We start from the raw sequence: 18,286 nt of genomic DNA, 5'->3' as shown, positions 1-18,286 counted from the left end.
ATCTAAAGCCCGATTACTTAGCTTATATCCGCAGATTGCGAGGTGCCGCGTTTTGCTCCTGCAGCCATTCGTTTGTCGAGGATTACCTTTCGAAGCGCTACAGCTGCAGCCAAGGCCGCAAGCGCCGCTCCAAACCAAAAGCCGCTGTCTAGCCCCCACTGCCCGTTCAGCCAGCCCGCAAGGAACGGACCGGAGAACATCCCGATCGAATACAGCGCCTGATACATGCCCATTGCGGTAGCGCGGGACGAGGTGTCGACTTCGCGAATCGCCATGCCGAGCAGAAGAGGGAGATGGAGCCCCTGCGCAAAGCCGTTAACCGCTTGCGTTACATACAGCATGCCGAGGTTTGGCGCGGCAATTAAAGCGATTGTACAGATAGCGCTCACTACAAAACCAATCGTGATCGTGCCGTTAAGCCCCAGCCTCGGCACGAACAGATGGGATCCGGCCAACGACGCGGCGGCGTGTGGGAGCATAAATGCAAATACTAGAAGCGTAAGCTGAGTGCCGCCGGCGCCCAGCTCTTCGGCCTTAAGCGGGGTAAAGCCGAACATCGTAATAAATAAGACGCCATGCGCGAGAATGGAAAGCAGCGACGCCCGCTGCAGCGTCTTGTCGCGGACAACCGTTGCGACCTTCTCGAAGGACATTCCGTTTGCGGCGCTTCTCGCCGTTCCTTCCGGCTCGCGAATGAAGAAAGCAAGCAGCAGTCCTAACGCGCCTATGACAGCCCCCACCGCAAACGGAGCGCGGGGATCGACGCCTTCCGTCAATGCGCCGCTAGCAAGCATGCCGATCATTTGCCCGACCACCGTCATCACGCTGATTCTGCCCATTGCACGCCCCGTCTCCGAAGCCGCGAAATAACCGGCATACATAACGGTGAACGCGACCCACGCGGAGGCGCATACGCCCGCCACAATTCTAGCCGCTATCGGCCAGAACCAGCCGCCAGGCACAAGAAAAAGCAGACAGCTTAAGCTGGCGCAAATCATGCCGAGTATAATAAAAGGCTTACGTTTACCAAGCCGGTCGGAGAAAATACCAAGCGGAAAACGGACAAGCATCTGGGTAAAGCCATAGCTGCCGAGAACGATGCCGATAAACGCAAGCGAATAACCGCCTGCGCTTAAGTAGGGAGATAGGGTGGGCACATAGATGTACATAGACGTCCAGTAAAGCAGGGTAACGATCGTAAAAAGGGCGCGTCCTTCTTTTGCAGCTTTGCGATTCATAGGTGTTCACCATTCCTTTCAACGTCCACTGTAACGCAATCGCCGCGATGGCGCTACCCCTTTTTTGATCCATGCAGGAGATGGAAACTTTCTGGCTATATTGTCCGTATTAACGATAGGTTGTAGACTATTATGAAGAGTGTCGCGGTCTTATGATTTCGCGTCATTATCGACAAACAGAGGTGAAGAGAAATGGAGAAAACGGAAAAACGTCAGAATAAATGGGTAAAGGAGATTAAAGATTGGACGCTATCGCTCGGCATCGCCGTCGTAGGCGCGCTACTGTTCCAAAACTACGTGTATGCTCAAACGGAAGTACATAATGTGTCGATGCAAAATACGCTCGTAGAAGGGCAAAGACTGATCGAGGATAAATGGTCGTACCGGTTTCACGGTCCAAAGAGCGGCGACATCGTGATCATTAACGGCCCGGAGTATGACTCTCGTCTGGTGAAGCGCGTAATTGCGCTGCCTGGCCAAACCATTGATATGAAAGACGGGGAGGTCTACGTCGACGGGGTGAAGCTGGATGAAGATTATGCCAAAGGCGAAACTTATCCGGTTGTCGTCCCTATGCCCTATACGGTGCCGGCGGGTCATGTTTTTGTAATGGGCGATAACCGCGAGAACAGTCTGGACAGCCGCACCTTCGGCGCCGTCGCGCAGGACAGCCTGGAGGGCAAAGCCGTATTCCGCGTATGGCCGATCGATAAATTCGGCAATTTGCATTAATGAAATTTATTTGAAACGTAATAATTTTGTAAGAAATGTGTTCCAGTTCGTTTAGAAATCGTGTTTATGATAAACGATAGGTTCAGAATTACAGCAAGACAGGGCGTGAGCTATGTCCATCAAAATCAAGCTTTATATGTCGTACTTGGCGATGGCGATCGTGCCGGTTATTCTGCTTATGCTGTTTATGCTGTTTTTGTTTTTCGCCGGCAACAATCAAGATTTGAGAGAGTTTACGGAAGCTCAGAAAAATGAAAGCTTCAATCAGGCTATCATTTATGGCGAATTGCTGTATGTGCTGCGGGATGAATCCGAGAAGATGGAGGACCCGGCGTATATTAGCGGCATGCAGCAAAGGCTGAGCGAGCAGTGGGCGGGATTCCTTCTGACGAAGGACGGCGTGATAACCGACGTCTCGCCGTTTCTTAACGAGCTGTCGCCGGACGAGGATTGGCAGCGTATCGCCGACGAGGAACGCGATGAGCTGCGGCTGAAGCATTACCGGTTCAAATCGAAGGCCATCGCGTTTCCGTTCAAGGATGGAAGCGAAGGGGAGCTTCTGCTCTATTATCGTCTGGAGCCGGTTCCGATCTTTTGGCACCGGGTCACCATGGCTGCGGGACTGATTATCGTCTGCTTGACCGGTCTGCTCCTTACCTACTTCGTCTCTCGGAGCATTATTCGTCCGATCCGTTCGCTTCGCGCAGCTGCTCTCAAGATCAAGGACGGCGATTTGTCCCAAGAGCTACGTCCTCAGAAGCCTGTCGGAGGCGGGAATCAGAACGAGATCGACCAGCTCAGCGCGGCGTTTGAGGAAATGCGTATCCGCCTAAAGCATTCCATCGAGCAGAGCTTGCAGTACGAGGACAATCGCAAGATGCTGCTCTCCCATATTTCCCATGACCTGAAAACGCCGATTTCGGCGATAAAAGGATATGTGGAAGGCATTATGGACGGCATCGCCAATACGGAAGAGAAGCGCCAGCGTTACATGCAGACGATCTATCGGAAGGCTTCGGATATGGACCAGCTGATTGACGAGCTGTTTCTTTTCTCCAAGCTGGATATGCACAAGGTTGTGTTCGATTTTAAAACAGTCGATATCGCAAGGTACTTGGAGTATCTGCTAGACGAGCAGCGCTTCGAAATGGAGAAGTCGGACGTGAAGCTGCTGTTCCAGGATGCGTCGGAAGGCCCGATGCTCGCCGCCGTCGATCCGGACAAGCTGTACCGGGTATTCACCAACATGCTGAACAACAGCGTGAAGTATATGCTGCATGACGGCGCTCCGAGGGAGCATCAGGTGACCGTTAAGGTTCGTAAGGAGAAAGACTTCGCGAAGATTGAAATCGAGGATACGGGACCCGGCATTGACGCCGAGGATTTGCCATATATTTTCGACGGATTCTATCGCGCGGAGCAGTCCCGCAATTCTGAAACGGGCGGCAGCGGCCTCGGGCTGGCTATCGTGAAGCAGATAGTGGAAGGCCACGGCGGCATCGTATGGGCGGAGAACCGAAATAGCGGCGGGGCGCGCTTCTGCATCAAGCTGCCGTTAATGTCGGAAAATCAAGGCGGTGATACAGCATGAAAAGCATTCTAATAATTGAAGACGAGAAGGCGATCGCCGAGCTGGAACGGGACTATTTGGAAAGCCATGGATTCCACGTGCATATTGAAGGACGAGGGGATCTCGGGCTGAAAAAAGCGCTCGAAGGCAGCTACGATCTGATTGTGCTCGACGTTATGCTGCCAAAGCTGGACGGATTCGAGATTTGCAGGGAAATTCGCGCAAAGCTTAACATCCCGATACTGATGGTTACGTCGAAGAAAGAAGATATCGATAAAATCCGAGGTCTCGGACTTGGCGCGGACGATTATATAACGAAGCCGTTCAGCCCAAGCGAGCTGGTGGCGCGGGTCAAGGCTCATCTGTCTCGCTATGAACGGCTTACGTCAGAGCATTCAACTGCCGGGCAGCTTATTCAGATTCGCGGCTTACTGATTGACAAACAGGCGCGGAGAGTCACCATCCATGACCAAGAAGCGATGCTGACAGGGAAAGAGTATGAACTGCTCCTGCTGCTCGCCTCTCATCCGAACCGCGTATTCGAAAAGGAAGAGCTGTTCGAGCGCGTATGGGGACTCGAGGCAAGCGGCGACGCGGCGACGGTTACCGTGCATATTCGCCGGCTGCGGGAGAAGATCGAGCATGACCCGTCGAATCCCCAATATATTGAAACGATTTGGGGAGTCGGTTACCGGTTTAAAGTGTAATAGACAGAGCAGAAGATGAGGAGTGGAGTGCATTGAAAAGCATCATCAAGTTTTCATTGAACAACAAATTTGCGCTTTGGATCATGACGTTTCTGGTCATGTTCGCCGGGCTTTATGCCGGAACCAGCATGAAAATGGAGACGATCCCGGATATTACAATCCCGATCGTAAGCGTAACGACCGTTTACCCGGGGGCTGCTCCAGAGGAAGTGATGGAGAATGTGACCAAGCCGATCGAGCAGCGGACACGCAATTTGACCGGCGTAACCGGCGTATCCTCCACATCAATGGAGAATGCGTCTTCCATCATTATTGAATACACGTACGAGACGGATATGGAGAAAGCAGCCGACGAGGTTCAGAATGTGCTTGCCGAGCTCAGCTTGCCGGAAGGCGTAGATACGCCAAGCGTGTCCCGAATCAGTTTTAACGCTTTTCCTATCCTATCGCTGAGCATGTCTAACGAGACTTTGTCTCTCGATCAATTGACGAAGCAGGTTGAGGAAAGCATCGTGCCGAATTTGCAAGGCTTGGAAGGCGTAGCCGATGTGCAAATATCCGGACAAAACATCGTAAAAGGCGAGCTGGCGTTTAACGCAGAAGCGCTTGCCGCGACTGGCTTAACAGAGGATGCGGTGAAAGGCATTATTCAAGCTTCCGCTATCTCGGCGCCTCTCGGCATTTTCGAATTCGGCGATTCCGAAAAATCCATTTTGGTTGACGGCAACGTCGTGACGGAAGCGGATTTGAACAATCTTACGCTTTTGCCTGGCGTGAAGCTTAGCGATGTTGCCAAGTTGACGGTTGTCGGCGAAGCGGAATCCATCTCCCGCACGAACGGGAAGGACGCAATCGGCGTAAGCATCGTCAAAGCAGCCGATGCCAACACAGTTGATGTCGTAAATGCCGTTAAAGAGCAGATCGATGAACTGGAAAGCAGCAATGAAGGGCTGGATATTACAATCACGCTTGACCAAGGCGAGCCGATCGAAGAATCCGTCCATACGATGATGAGCAAAGCTTTGATTGGCGCTTTAGCCGCAATCGTCATTATTCTTCTGTTCCTGCGCAACATTCGTTCCACGATCATTTCGGTCGTGTCCATCCCGCTGTCGATCTTGATGGCAATGCTTGCCCTGAAGCAAATGGACATTACGCTTAATATTATGACGCTCGGCGCGATCACCGTAGCCATCGGCCGGGTTATCGACGACTCGATCGTCGTTATCGAAAATATTTACAGAAGGATGTCCCTTACCGGCGAAAAGCTGAAAGGGAAGGACCTCATCATTTCGGCAACGCGCGAAATGTTCGTGCCGATTATGGCGTCCACCATCGTTACGGTAGCGGTGTTCCTGCCGCTTGGTTTTGTAACCGGCATGGTCGGCGAAGTGTTTATGCCGTTCGCGTTAACAGTCGTATTCGCGCTTGCCGCTTCCCTCATCGTTGCCATTACGGTCGTGCCGATGATGGCGCATATGATGTTCAAAAACGGACTTAAAGAGCATCAGAAGCATGAAGAAAAACCTGGCCGTTTGGCGCTGTGGTACAAAAAAGTGCTGAACTGGACGCTAAACCATAAAGTAATTACGTTTGGCGCGGCGGTTGTCCTTTTGATCGGAAGCATCTTACTAACGCCAATTGTAGGCTTCAGCTTCTTGCCGGCGGACGAACAGAAATCGATGATCGTAACGTACAACCCGGCGCCGGGCGAAACGTTGGAACACGTGAAGGCGATGACGCTTGAAGCGGAAAAGCTGCTGATGGAGCGCGAAGGTCTTGATATCGTGCAATATTCCGTCGGCGGACAAAATCCGATGAATCCGGGCGCTTCGAAGCAAGCGTTGTTCAACCTCAGCTATAACAAAGATTTCGAAGGCTTTACGGAAGAGAAGGAACAGATCGTTCCGCTGCTCCAAGAGCTCGGCGGACAAGGCGAGTGGAAGGAACAGAACTTCGCCGGCGGCGGACTGGGCGGTTCAACTTTATCCATGAACGTATTCGGACCCGATATGAAAACGATCCAGCCGGTCGTGGATGAGCTGGTCGCGAAGTTAAACGAAAATTCGGATCTTAAAAATGTGGATTCGAGCTTGTCTGAGACATATGAGCAGTACCGGATCGTCGCGGACCGCGAGAAGCTCAGCCAGTACGGCTTAACAGCCGGCCAAGTGGCGATGGCTCTAAGCCCTGTGCGCCAAAATCCGGTGCTGACAACGATTGAAAAAGACGGCGAAGAGGTTAGCGTTTATGTGAAGGTTGAAGAGAAAACTTACAAAAGTGTATCCGATTTAGGCGAAGTGACCTTGATGTCCCCAATGGGCGTGGAGGTGGCGCTGAAGGATGTCGTAACCTTCGAGCGCGGCGAATCCCCGAATACGATTACGCGCCTTGACGACCGTATCTATGCGGAGGTTTCGGCTGATGTAACGGCGACGAATGTCGGCGCGGTTACGACAGAGCTGCAAGAAACGATTGATGGAATGGATCTTCCAGGCAATGTCGATATCGAAATGGGCGGCGTAGCGGAGCAAATGAACGAGACGTTCATGCAGCTGGGACTAGCGATGCTTGCAGCTGTTGCGGTGGTGTACTTGGTGCTTGTGCTGACATTCGGCGGAGCGTTGACTCCGTTTACCATTCTGTTCTCGCTTCCGTTTACGGTTATCGGCGCGGTGGTTGGCCTCTTGATTGCCGGCGAAACCATCAGCGCGACAGCCCTGATCGGCGCTCTCATGCTGATCGGTATCGTTGTGACGAACGCCATCGTCTTAATCGACCGCGTCATTCATAAGGAGCAAGAAGGACTGTCCGTTCGGGAGGCGCTGCTGGAAGCGGGCGTTACGCGCCTTCGTCCGATTCTGATGACGGCGATTGCAACAGTCGGCGCGCTGCTGCCGCTTGCATTCGGCTTCGAGTCGGGCGGGCTGATCTCCAAAGGAATGGCGGTTACGGTTATCGGCGGTCTTACAAGCTCGACGCTTCTGACGCTTATTATCGTGCCGATCGTATACGAATTTCTTAACCGGAAGAAAGCGAAAAAAGGGAATCATGCTGCTGTTGAAGCGTAATTAGCTCAAGCAGAAATAGGCGGCTCCATGGGCAATTTATCCATGGGGCTGTTTTTTTGATATAATGCCTACATAAGATTGGGAGCAGAATAACATAAGGGAGTGGCGGCAACATGGAAGCGAACAGCACGAGAATTGGTTTTATTGGTACGGGCGTCATGGGAAAAAGCATGGCGAGCCATATCCAGCAAGGCGGCTATGAGCTGCATATTTATACCCGGACAAAGTCGAAAGCGGAAGAACTGGTCGAGCAGGGGATGATCTGGCATGATGAGCCGTCCGACCTGGCGCCGTTGTGCGATATAATCATTACGATGGTCGGTTATCCAAGCGATGTAGAGGAGCTGTATTTGGGCGAGAAGGGACTCGTACATACGGCGAAGTCCGGCAGTTACCTCATCGATATGACCACTTCCAGTCCGGTGCTTGCGGTACGCATCTATGAGGAAGCGAAGGCCCGCGGTCTGCATGCGATCGACGCTCCGGTATCCGGCGGCGATGTAGGGGCGCGGAACGCGGCGCTGTCCATCATGGCTGGGGGAGACCGGGAAGCGTTTGAGGCAGTGCTGCCGATATTGGAGCGGATGGGCAAGCAAATTTTGCTGCAGGGCGGTCCGGGCGCGGGACAGCATACGAAGATGGCGAATCAGATCGCCATTGCTTCCAATATGATTGGCGTATGCGAAGCGCTGGTGTACGCGAGAAACGCGGGACTTGATCTGGACGCCGTTCTCCAGAGCATCGGAACGGGAGCTGCCGGCAGCTGGTCGCTGAGCAACCTGGCGCCGAGGATGATCGCGGGGAATTTCGAGCCGGGCTTTTATGTGAAGCATTTTATTAAGGATATGGGGATTGCACTCGCGTCTGCTCGCGAAATGGGAATCGAGCTTCCCGGTCTTGCGCTGGCAAAAGAGTTGTACGGCCGGATTGCGGATGCAGGGCTAGCGGATAAGGGAACCCATGCCTTGTATAAAGCCTGGGATTAGGGTTAGTCTGTCAAATACCGAATAGTCGGCTTACGGATTGGTTATGTTAATCATAGGTATGCTTCAATAAATGCATAGGAGGTGGTTCAGCATATTTGGTCAGGTTGTCGTAAAAACGATTTTCCTGCTGCTCAGCATGTCCTATCAAGATGCAAGTATAGCGGATGAGGCCAATATAGCCAGCATTCAAATCGCTTCTCCAGGCTATGCGAAATGGGGTAAAATCGCGGTCGAGGAAACGGCAAAAGCGTATAAAGGCGCTTCGATTGTCGATTATAAATACGAAGGCAGGTCCAGCGGCGGAAGAGGCAGCAACGAAGAACGATTTTTGCTCTGGCTGAAGCAGGGAGGGCGAGAATTCGGCGTCCGCGTAACCGTTACCGTACAGGCTGAGACGGGGACTTTAATGTCTGTTAAGCTGAAAGAACTGCGTCCGAGTTAAATATACGATGGTGAAATTCAAGCGAAAATCGTCAGTATGCCGCAAGCAGCGGCTTCATGGCGCTTTTCGCTTTTTTCGTGCCTATTTGATGGGAAATGGGAAAAACTGCAACTACTTGGGCGCAATTTCCGTTATTATGGAGATAGATGTAATCATGGTGCTAGAGAAAAGGGGTCGTTACGTGAACGTGAGGTTTAAAAAATCGAATGCTATCATCCTATTGATCGTAATGGCTGTCATGCTGCAATTGGTATTGTCGGTTTCAAGCGCGACGGCTGCTTCTGACGATGAAACGATCGATATTCGGAGGACGGTCGGCTTACAAGGCGCCTACCAGCAAGGCAAATGGTTTCCCGTCGAGATTACGCTGACGAACCGGACGAAGCGGGATTTGTCTGGCGAGGTTGTGCTGTCCGTTGTATCTTCCGAAAATATAACGACGGATTATCTTGTCCCCGTCGACCTTCCCGTCGGAACGGATGTTCAAGTAACGATCGGTCTGCCGGGGACGGTGCTGGATAATGACCGCAGCCTGATCCGCTTTTTCGAAGGCTCTTATAAGACGGGCAAGGAAGTGAAGCTGTTCGGGCCAGCCACAATCGAGGGCCGGACGCTTGACGGTTCGAACGTTATAGGCGTCGTCGCGCGTGACCCGGACACACTTAATTTTATGCCGACGCTTAATCTTAGAGGCTATTCGATTAATGTCCTGCCGCTTACGGAGGATGATTTGCCCGACCAGTCGGCCATGCTGGACATGCTGGATACGCTGGTCATTAACGATGTCGATACAGGCGAATGGGACGAAGATGTCGTCAAGGCGATTCGCGATTGGGTTACAAGAGGAGGAACGCTGGTCTTATCCGGTGGGGCCGGATACGTGAAGACGGCTGAAGCGTTTGCCGAACTAGCGCCGCTTGCCGCAACAGGGACTACGACGATTGAAACAGCCGAATCTTTGGCGAAGGCGGGAGGAGCGGAGCTTAAGCTGACCGATCCGATCACGGTCTCGACCGGCGAAGTCGCAAAGGGCGCGTCGGTCGAATTCAGCGAAGCAGGCGTTCCGCTGGCCGTGAGCCGAAGCTATGGCTTTGGTTCAATCGTCTATGCAGCGTTTGATCCTTCGCTTGAGCCGATGTCGACCTGGTCAGGAAGCGCTTCGCTTTGGGCAAAGCTGCTTGGCCGCAACCTTTCCAACCTGCAGGGCATGGGCGGAGCGGTAATGACGGGTAACACGTACATTGACAATATGTTCTGGCCGCTAAGCAATATCATTGACCAGTTCCCGTCGATTAAGCCGCCTTCGTTCTCTTTGCTGCTGGCCTTGTTCGGGCTATACGTGCTTATTGTAGCGCCGGTGCTTTATATCATTCTAGCGAAAGCGGACCGCAGAGAATGGGGCTGGTGGTTAATTCCGGCCGTGTCCGTCGTGATGGGAATTGTTATTTTTACGTTCGGCGCGGGTGACAAAAAGAATACGTCCGTCCATTCGGTCGATATCGTTGAGCTGTCGCCCGACGGAAAGGCCGTCGTGTCGGGAGCTGCAGCCGTATTTTCGCCGACCGGCGGAACGGTTACGGCTTCGTTTGACGAAAAGCCGGAGATGCGCATGTATTCCGATAGCAGCATGATGAATGCTTCTGGTAATTTAACGCTGAACGGAGCTTTCCAATTCCGGGATACGGGTGACGGCCTGCAGACGATCTGGCGTTCCGTCCCTTATTGGTCGACCCGTAAGCTCTTTATGGACAGGCGGGTTGTCGATTCGGCTGAGACTGGCCGTATCGATATCGCTTACGAGGAAGAGAGCGGCGCGGAAAAGCTGGTCGTAACGAACAATACTTCGTCAGATCTGACGCATGTCTCGCTGATCGTGAACGGTCAGGCGCAGGTGATCGGAGATTTGAAAAAAGGCGAAAGCGGATCGATTCTAAATCCGCCAACCTTCGTACCGGCACAGCCGGGCATGTATTACTCGTACTCGAGCATGATATTCCCGGGCTGGTCAGGCAACAACAACGACGAATGGATGAGACAGCGCGAGTTGACGGACCAATATTTCAACCGTAATAACGACGCTATGCGCTCGTCGGGGCCTGTTATTGTAGGCTACAGCACGGATCACGAAAATGCGTTTATGGTAAATGGGGATAAAGTAAGAACCGATCATTTGACGATGTGGGTGCAAAATGTCGACCCTACCCGGCATGTCGGAGACAGAGTGATCATCTCCGCCGGCGCCATGAAGCCTATCATTGCGTCCAATACGCTTGAATTCGTTAATAACTATGGCAACGGCATTGTTAACGTTGGAGCAGGGGAGCTCATCTTGGACTATATGGTTCCGAGGAGTGAAAGCGTCGCTTACGATGTGCTCGATATTCAAACAAATCCGGCATATAGCAATTCGAATCTGACTTGGAGCGTCTGGCATGAGGCCTCCGGCGAATGGGTGAGCCAGCTTAACGCGCTTGGCTCGGCGCATGAATATTTCGTCGACGAACAGATCATTCGTCTCAAGCTGGAGGCGGCAGCCGCGGGCGAAACGATGTTCCCTTACGTGATGCTGGAAGGAGAGGAGCTAAATCCATGAACGAACAAACGCCAATGATCGAAATTCGCGGACTCGCCAAGTCGTTCGGCAGCTTCCATGCGCTAAAGGGAATCGACCTTACCATTGAAAGAGGGACCGTATTTGGTTTTGTCGGGCCGAACGGCGCCGGGAAATCGACGACGATGCTCATCCTTTCGACGCTGCTCGCGCCGAGCGCCGGGTACGCCAAGGTCGGGGGCTTCGATGTTACGCAGCATCCGCATGAGGTGAGGAAAAGAATCGGTTATATGCCGGATTTCTTCGGCGTATACGATCAGTTTAAAACCGTCGAATATTTGCATTTCTATGGGGCGAGCTACGGTATTCCGAAGGCGGAACGGGAAGCTCTGATCCCGCAGCTGCTGGAGCTTGTTAATTTAAGCGACAAACGGGACGCATACGTAGACTCCTTGTCGAGAGGGATGAAGCAGCGCCTGTGTCTGGCGCGATGCCTCGTGCACGATCCCGAGCTGCTCATTTTGGATGAACCTGCATCAGGGCTTGATCCGCGCGCCAGAATCGAGATGCGTGAAATTTTGAAAGAATTGAAGGCAATGGGGAAAACGATTATTATCTCCTCGCATATTTTGCCGGAGCTTGCGGAGATGGTGGATGAAATCGGCGTGATCGAGCACGGCGAGATGGTGGCGGTCGGCAATGTGGCGGATATTCAAAGCCGGCTTCGCGTCAAACGGTTTTTGCATATCCGGCTGCTGGACCGGGAGGAAGAAGCGGAGCAATTTTTGCGCGACCGACCTTTTGTCAATCGGCTGATTCGCGATGAACGCGGCCTTCAAATCCATTTCGGCGGGCAGGACGAGGAACAGGCGGAGCTTCTAAGCGCGTTAATGTCCCAAGGGTTCCGCATTGTCTCTTATAGCGAGGCGCAGACCAATTTGGAGGATGTGTTCCTGGAAATTACAAAAGGCGGAGGCGGAGACGAATGAAAGAGAGCGGAACGGCAGCCAGAGGGGTGAACTGGCGTGTACGATTGATCAATCCGGTTCTGGATAAGGAGATCCGTCTCCGTATGCGGTCGCCTCGGGCAATGTGGACGTTATTTTTCTACTTGCTGGCGATCGGCTTGATGGCTTTTGCCGCGATATACCTGACGCAGGTCCTGTCCGGGAGCGGTTCTTCCTATAATCCGGAGCAAAGCAAAATTTTATTTTATTTTCTTTCGTTTGCGCAGCTTGGCCTGGTCGCTTTTATGGCGCCTGGTCTGACTGCGGGAGTCATCAGCGGCGAGAGGGAGAAGCAGACGCTGAATTTGCTGCTGACGACGCAGCAGAGCTCGTCTACGATTATTTTGAGCAAGCTGGTGTCTTCGCTCAGCTTTATGGTGCTGATCGTCGTCAGTACGATTCCGATCTACGCGATGGTTTTCCTGTACGGTGGCGTATCGCCGAAGCAGATGACGCTTATCTTTTTGTTCTATCTGTTTATTATGCTGGTGCTCGGTTCGTTCGGCATCTTTTTCTCTACAATCCTGAAGAAAACGATGATGTCGGTCATTTCGACGTATGGCGTGACGCTGTTTATTTTCGTGGGCACGGCGATTTTGTATTTTGTCATGGTGAATGTGCTCGAGGATCAGTATCGCTATTCGACAGTTAGTCCTAGTTCGACGCCTTACGCTTGGGTCGGTCATATTATGGCTTTTAATCCTGCGGTGGCGCTTTATAGTATTCTGGAGCCGTCAATCTCTGACGATGCTTTTCTCTCCTCTCGTTACGGCGGTTCGGGAAGCGGGGCTCCTATAGCGTTGTGGCTGGAGTTTATGATCATTTATACGGTCATTTCGTCCATCGCGTTATGGTTGTCCGTGCGCAACCTGCGACCAAGGCTAAACCGGAAGCGGTAAATGAAAGGATGAAGGGAGGCGCCGCGTATGGCGCAAACGTCTTTGGTTGATCTGCTGCGCCCGGTGCGGCGCAGACTGACCATGTTCCGCTTGGCGCGCGCGCTGCTGCTGGGTCTAACGGCGGGAAGCGGAGCAGGGGCGCTTGTCCTTGCAGCAGCCAGGCTGTGGCCAATTCTTAACGCCGCAGGCGTTTTTGCAGGGCTTGTAGCAGCGGGTGCAGCTGCTGGTGCCGGATATGGGATTTGGAAACGCGCGACGACAAGGGACGCCGCGCGGGAGATGGATAAGCGCGATACGGAAGACGCCGTCATGACCGCGCTGGACGGTTTGGCGAAGTATCCGGAAGCCGCATCGGCGCCTGCCATTGTCAAGCTTCAGCGGCAGGATGCGCTGGATGCCGCACGCGGGTATGTCGATATGCTTAGCGAGCGGCTGCCCTGGCCGGCTTGGAAGCAGTGGCGGACGATCGTCTTCAGCGCTGCGGCTCTGCTCGCGATATGTATCGTCATGCTGGCTTTGCCGAACCCGCAGCATGACCGCGCGGTGGCGCTTGCCGAGGCGCGGTCGGCGGTTCAGGAGCTGGAAGCGGAAGCGGAAAAGCTCGAGGAAGAGCTGGATTCGCTGAAGCTGCCGGAGGAGGCGAAGGAGGAGCTGCTGCGGCCGCTGGATGAGCTGCGGCGGGAGCTTAACGCGAGCGGCGTCGATCCCGCCGCCGCGCTGGAGGAACTGGCGGAAGCGATGCGCGAGCTGGAGCAGACTGCAGCCGAGGCGAAGGCCGCTTCCGAGCGTCTCGAGCAGACGGCGGCGGCGATGAGCGCGCAGCCGAGCCTGCGGCAGCTGGGAGCGGCGCTGCAGGACCGCGACGCCGCCGCAATGGAACGCGCGATCGAGGATATGCGATCGCAGCTGAAAGAGCTGTCGCCAGCGGAGCGCGAAGCGCTGGCGCAGGCTCTGGAGCGGCTGGCTGCCGAGCAGCCGCAGGAGGAAGGCGCCGCCGGCGAGCTCGCGGCGGCGCTGGAGGAGGCGGCGCAGCAGGCGCGCGCCGCCGGCGACGACGGGGCGGCGGAAGGCGAAGCCGCCCCGGAAAGCGGCAGCGGCGGCGATGCTCTCGCCGCGCTGCAGGAGGCGCTCGCCCGCGAAATGTCGCAGGGCGAGCTGGAGCGGCTGGCCCGGGAGATGTCGGGCCAGCTGGCTGGCGGCGGCGCAGCGCTCGCGGAGCAGCTCGCCGCGCAGGGCGGCGCGGTGCCGCCGTCATGGGCGGGCGCCGCGGCTAGCGGGGCCGCCGGCCAAGGCTCCGCCGGCTCGGGCGGCCAAAGCCCGGGCAGCGGCTCCGGGCAAGCGGGCGAAGGCGCCGGACAGTCCGGCGGCTCAGGTTCTGGCGCGGGCGCCGGTCAAGGCCAAGGCGCGGGTTCAGGCGCCGGCCAAGGCTCCGGCAGCGGCGTTGGGAGCGGCTCGGGCGGTTCAGGTGGTGGAAGTGGAGCAGGCAGCGGATCTGGGACCGGCAGTTCGGGAAGCGGAACAGGCAGCGGTTCCGGAGCGGGCGGCGGCTATGGCGCAGGAACAGGAGCAGGGAGCCGCACACTGGTAACGACACCGCGCAGCTTAGCTGGAAGCGGCGATGTGTACGAGGACGGCGGCCCATCAACTGGGGGCCAAACCCAAAGCGGCGGCCAATCGCCAATGATCGACGGTACTACCCGCCCATACGAAGAGGTGTACAGCGAATACGCCGCCGAAGCCCAAGAATCGCTCGGTCGGTCCCAGCTGCCTGCCAGCATGCAGGACAAAGTCAAGCAGTACTTCGACGAAATCCAGCCAAACCGCTGACCCACACAAACATATTGGTCTCGAAGCAGCAGGTATGGAGCAAATAATGACGCCACACATGACTACTTCTCTCGAAGCAGCAGGTATGGAGCAAATAATGACGTCACACGTGACTACTTCTCTCGAAGCAGCAGATATGGAGCAAATAATGACGCTACGCGTGCTTACTTCTCTAGAAGCAGCAGGTATGGAGCAAATAATGACGCCATACGCGCTTACTTCTCTCTAAGCAGCAGGTATGGAGCAAATAATGACGCCACGCGTGCTTACTTCTTTCGAAGCAGCAGGTATGGAGCAAATAATGACGCCACACGTGACTACTTCTCTCGAAGCAGCAGGTATGGAGCAATAATGACGCCACGCGTGCTTACTTCTCTCGAAGCAGCAGATATGGAGCGCAAAATGACGCCACACGTGCTTATCTCTCTCGAAGCAGCAGGTATGGAGCAAATATTGACGTCACACGCGCTTACTTCTCTCTAAGCAGCAGGTATGGAGCAAATAATGACGCCACGCGTGCTTACTTCTCTCGAAGCAGCATGTACGGACCCAATTAATCACTCCACACGCGCTTCAAGTCCCCAGGGAGTAGACACATCGGGAGACTTAGCATCTATGGAGCACTAAAGGTTGAGGCCCTATCGCCTTAAATCAACCGAAGTGTGCTTTTTGAAGCAAACAAATCGGTGCCACCGCCTTATTTCGACTGAGAGGGCCAGAATGGAGCAAATAGGTCTGTGCAGCCGCCTTAAAACGACCGATGCGTGGGGGGCGAAGCGGGTAAGTCGGGCTGACCGCCTTAAATCAACCAAAGTGTGCTTTTTGAAGCAAACAAATCGGTGCGACCGCCTTATTTCGACTGAGAGGGCCAGAATGGAACAAATAGGTCTGTGCAGCCGCCTTAAAACGACCGATGAGTGCGGGGCGAGGCGGGTAAGTCGGGCTGACCGCCTTAATTCAATCGAAGCGTGCGGGGCGGAGCAAATTAGTCGACCTGACCGCCTTAAAGCACTCATGTGTACCGGATTGCGATAGTAGGCCGATGCAACTGACCGCCTACGAAGAACAACCATTGTCAGGTGGGGGAGAGCAGATATAGCGGGTTAGAGATTAGAACAAATTTGTTACCGACAACAAGTGCTAACATACGATTTTGTTCGACACGTTAATGATTAATGCCATTAACTAAAGAAGCGAGAGGGGGAGAAGCATGATCGAAACAAAGGAACAGCTGGAGGCGGCCGCGGCAAAAATTACAAATTTGAAACAGGAAATCGCAAAGGTGATTGTCGGGCAGGAAAATGTAGTGGAGCAGCTTTTATGGTGCCTCATTGCGGGTGGACACGCGCTGCTGGAGGGGATTCCCGGTCTCGGTAAAACGATGCTGGTGCGCACGGTGTCGGATACGGTATCGCTGCAGTTTTCGCGTATCCAGTTTACGCCGGATCTGATGCCTTCCGATATTACCGGCACCACGCTTATCGACTTCGGCGCGCAGGGAACGGCGTCGCAGCGATTCCAGCCGGGGCCGATCTTCGGCAATCTCATTTTGGCGGATGAGATTAACCGCGCGACGCCGAAAACGCAAAGCGCTTTGCTCGAAGCGATGCAGGAAGGTACGGTTACGGCCGGCGGGGAGACGCATATGCTGCCGAAGCCGTTTTTTGTGCTGGCTACGCAAAACCCGATTGAGCAGGAGGGGACTTATCCGCTGCCCGAGGCGCAGCTTGACCGGTTCCTGCTCAAAATCGGCGTCGACTACCCGACCCGCCAAGAACTGAAGGAAATTGTACTGCGGACGACCTCACTCGAAAAGCCGAAGGCGGAGTCCGTTCTAACCGGTGAGGAACTGACAGAACTGCAGCAAGCGGCTAAGGGGCTGCTTGTTGCGGACGATGTGCTCGATCTTGCCGTTCGTCTCGTCATGGCGACGCATCCGGATGAAGCCGACGCGCCAGAGGATGTGAAGAAATATACCCGTTTCGGCGCGGGTCCGCGCGCGATTCAAGCGCTGATCTCCGTCAGCAAAGTCCGAGCCTTGTGCAGCGGACGAATGCACGTCTCTTGGAATGATCTCCGTCAGACGGCGCTTCCTGTTCTTCGTCACCGCATCGTGTTGACGTATGAAGCCCAGGCGATTGGCCTTACGACTGACCGGCTCACCGAGTCGATTCTCCAAAGCATCGAGGCGACAAGATGACGGAGCTTAACCTAAACAAGCATAACCCGCCGGCACAGACAGCTGACGCATCGCTTCAACAAGATGGGATGGGCGCGGACGAAGCGTTAAAGCTTCTATTCCCGGATATGTCCGTTCTGACGCAGGTTGAGAGACTTCGGCTTGCCAGCGGCGGACGAATTCGGGGAACGATGGCGGGGAAACGCCGCTCGGTATCGCTCGGGGGCTCGCAGGAGTTTGCGGATTTCCGGCCTTATGCGCCGGGTGATGATGTCCGCCGGATCGATTGGAACGTCTATGGAAGGACGGGCCGTGCTTATGTCCGGCAATACTGGGACGAGCAGGAGCTTCACGCGCATTTGTATGTGGACGCTTCTCGTTCGATGTCCTTTACAGGCGGCGCGGCATGCAGCAAGCTGCAGTACGCTCTTCGGCTTGCCGCCTTGATCGGATATGCAGCGCTGGTTGGTGAAGATCGGCTGACGGTTAAAGCTTTTAACGAAAGCGCAATCGAAATCGAGCTTCCCGTTATGCGGGGCAGGGCTGCCTTCCCGAAGCTTATTCGGCATTTAGCCGCCTTATACGCGGCACCAGCCAGTGCTCGGCAAGCAAGGGACTCGCACACTAACGCCTCTTATGCAGCGGCGCGTTCGGACCTGTCGGCTCCATTCCGGCAGCCTGGCGCTTTGCCTAGACGCGCGGGTACAGCATGGCTGTTCACAGACGCCATGTTTGAGGATGGGATGCGGGAATCGCTGCTAGCCCTGACAGCGTCGGGCCAGCAGATTGTGCTGGTCCACCTGATGTCTCCGGAAGAAATCGATCCTCATCTGGGCGGAGAGTTAAAGCTGATTGACAGCGAGCTCGGGACAGGCAAAGAGGTTGCGGTATCTGAGAGGCTGTTGAACGAATATCGGTCGGCTGTATCGGAATACCAGGAGGAATTGAAGGCGAAATGCGCGGAAATGGGCGCCGCATATGCATTCCTTAATACAAGCCAGCCGCTTGCGCAAGCCATACAGACGCTTACGTCGGTTCCCGGTGTACTGAAGCATTAAGAAAAGCAAGGGGGTGACA

At 54.5% G+C, this 18,286-nt stretch carries 13 protein-coding genes; 12 read left to right on the top strand and 1 reads right to left on the bottom strand.

The features are described 5' to 3' along the window. Positions 1–17: 17 nt before the first annotated feature. Positions 18–1,238 (bottom strand): MFS transporter, encoded by a 1,221-nt coding sequence (locus D3P08_RS15080; RefSeq protein WP_119600527.1) that lies wholly within the window; start codon positions 1,236–1,238, stop codon positions 18–20. Between the two features lie 192 nt (positions 1,239–1,430). On the opposite strand from D3P08_RS15080, the gene lepB reads away from it, so the two are divergent. The 12 genes from lepB (at position 1,431) to D3P08_RS15015 (ending at position 18,267) form a co-directional block, all read left to right on the top strand. Continuing rightward, positions 1,431–1,970 (top strand): signal peptidase I, encoded by a 540-nt coding sequence (gene lepB / locus D3P08_RS15075; RefSeq protein ID WP_119600526.1) that lies wholly within the window; start codon positions 1,431–1,433, stop codon positions 1,968–1,970. Positions 1,971–2,082: 112 nt separating this feature from the next. Further along, the gene (locus D3P08_RS15070; RefSeq protein ID WP_119600525.1) at positions 2,083–3,561 is read left to right on the top strand and encodes a sensor histidine kinase; all 1,479 of its coding nucleotides are present in this window, start codon (positions 2,083–2,085) and stop codon (positions 3,559–3,561) included. Beyond that, positions 3,558–4,247: a response regulator transcription factor gene (locus D3P08_RS15065; protein ID WP_119600524.1), complete on the top strand. Its 690-nt coding sequence runs from the start codon at positions 3,558–3,560 to the stop codon at positions 4,245–4,247. The genes D3P08_RS15070 and D3P08_RS15065 overlap by 4 nt, the downstream gene beginning before the upstream one ends. 32 nt (positions 4,248–4,279) lie before the next feature. Further along, positions 4,280–7,318: an efflux RND transporter permease subunit gene (locus D3P08_RS15060; protein WP_119600523.1), complete on the top strand. Its 3,039-nt coding sequence runs from the start codon at positions 4,280–4,282 to the stop codon at positions 7,316–7,318. Positions 7,319–7,431: 113 nt separating this feature from the next. Further along, the gene (locus D3P08_RS15055) at positions 7,432–8,304 is read left to right on the top strand and encodes an NAD(P)-dependent oxidoreductase (protein WP_119600522.1); all 873 of its coding nucleotides are present in this window, start codon (positions 7,432–7,434) and stop codon (positions 8,302–8,304) included. Between the two features lie 70 nt (positions 8,305–8,374). Continuing rightward, on the top strand, positions 8,375–8,746 hold the full coding sequence (locus tag D3P08_RS15050; RefSeq protein ID WP_240647550.1) for a DUF3889 domain-containing protein: 372 nt from the start codon (positions 8,375–8,377) through the stop codon (positions 8,744–8,746). 181 nt (positions 8,747–8,927) lie between these two features. Further along, on the top strand, positions 8,928–11,339 hold the full coding sequence (locus D3P08_RS15045) for a DUF7408 domain-containing protein (protein ID WP_147381812.1): 2,412 nt from the start codon (positions 8,928–8,930) through the stop codon (positions 11,337–11,339). Between the two features lie 14 nt (positions 11,340–11,353). Further along, positions 11,354–12,286, top strand: a complete 933-nt coding sequence (locus D3P08_RS15040; protein ID WP_119600663.1) for an ABC transporter ATP-binding protein — start codon at positions 11,354–11,356, stop codon at positions 12,284–12,286. After that, positions 12,283–13,203 (top strand): ABC transporter permease, encoded by a 921-nt coding sequence (locus D3P08_RS15035; protein ID WP_240647548.1) that lies wholly within the window; start codon positions 12,283–12,285, stop codon positions 13,201–13,203. Before D3P08_RS15040 ends, D3P08_RS15035 begins: the two co-directional genes overlap by 4 nt. A gap of 27 nt (positions 13,204–13,230) precedes the next feature. After that, positions 13,231–15,030 carry a hypothetical protein gene (locus tag D3P08_RS15030; protein WP_119600520.1) on the top strand — a complete coding sequence of 600 codons (1,800 nt, stop codon included), beginning with the start codon at positions 13,231–13,233 and terminating at the stop codon, positions 15,028–15,030. Between the two features lie 1,210 nt (positions 15,031–16,240). Next, entirely contained in the window at positions 16,241–17,230 is a 990-nt protein-coding gene (locus D3P08_RS15020; protein WP_119600518.1) for an AAA family ATPase, read from the top strand. Then, positions 17,227–18,267: a DUF58 domain-containing protein gene (locus D3P08_RS15015; protein ID WP_119600517.1), complete on the top strand. Its 1,041-nt coding sequence runs from the start codon at positions 17,227–17,229 to the stop codon at positions 18,265–18,267. Before D3P08_RS15020 ends, D3P08_RS15015 begins: the two co-directional genes overlap by 4 nt. Positions 18,268–18,286: the final 19 nt, after the last annotated feature.

Source organism: Paenibacillus nanensis, assembly GCF_003583765.1.
In the GTDB taxonomy this organism is placed as follows: Bacteria; Bacillota; Bacilli; order Paenibacillales; family Paenibacillaceae; genus Pristimantibacillus; species Pristimantibacillus nanensis.
The sequence above is the reverse complement of the archived record's forward strand: the minus strand, read 5'-3'. Positions and strand labels throughout refer to the sequence as shown.

What these genes read in the sequence shown, in the direction of transcription:
- D3P08_RS15080 (WP_119600527.1), bottom strand. Translation starts at nt 1,238, where the DNA reads ATGAATCGCAAAGCTGCAAAAGAAGGACGCGCCCTTTTTACGATCGTT.
- lepB (WP_119600526.1), top strand. Translation starts at nt 1,431, where the DNA reads ATGGAGAAAACGGAAAAACGTCAGAATAAATGGGTAAAGGAGATTAAA.
- D3P08_RS15070 (WP_119600525.1), top strand. Translation starts at nt 2,083, where the DNA reads ATGTCCATCAAAATCAAGCTTTATATGTCGTACTTGGCGATGGCGATC.
- D3P08_RS15065 (WP_119600524.1), top strand. Translation starts at nt 3,558, where the DNA reads ATGAAAAGCATTCTAATAATTGAAGACGAGAAGGCGATCGCCGAGCTG.
- D3P08_RS15055 (WP_119600522.1), top strand. Translation starts at nt 7,432, where the DNA reads ATGGAAGCGAACAGCACGAGAATTGGTTTTATTGGTACGGGCGTCATG.
- D3P08_RS15050 (WP_240647550.1), top strand. Translation starts at nt 8,375, where the DNA reads ATGCATAGGAGGTGGTTCAGCATATTTGGTCAGGTTGTCGTAAAAACG.
- D3P08_RS15040 (WP_119600663.1), top strand. Translation starts at nt 11,354, where the DNA reads ATGATCGAAATTCGCGGACTCGCCAAGTCGTTCGGCAGCTTCCATGCG.
- D3P08_RS15035 (WP_240647548.1), top strand. Translation starts at nt 12,283, where the DNA reads ATGAAAGAGAGCGGAACGGCAGCCAGAGGGGTGAACTGGCGTGTACGA.
- D3P08_RS15030 (WP_119600520.1), top strand. Translation starts at nt 13,231, where the DNA reads ATGGCGCAAACGTCTTTGGTTGATCTGCTGCGCCCGGTGCGGCGCAGA.
- D3P08_RS15020 (WP_119600518.1), top strand. Translation starts at nt 16,241, where the DNA reads ATGATCGAAACAAAGGAACAGCTGGAGGCGGCCGCGGCAAAAATTACA.
- D3P08_RS15015 (WP_119600517.1), top strand. Translation starts at nt 17,227, where the DNA reads ATGACGGAGCTTAACCTAAACAAGCATAACCCGCCGGCACAGACAGCT.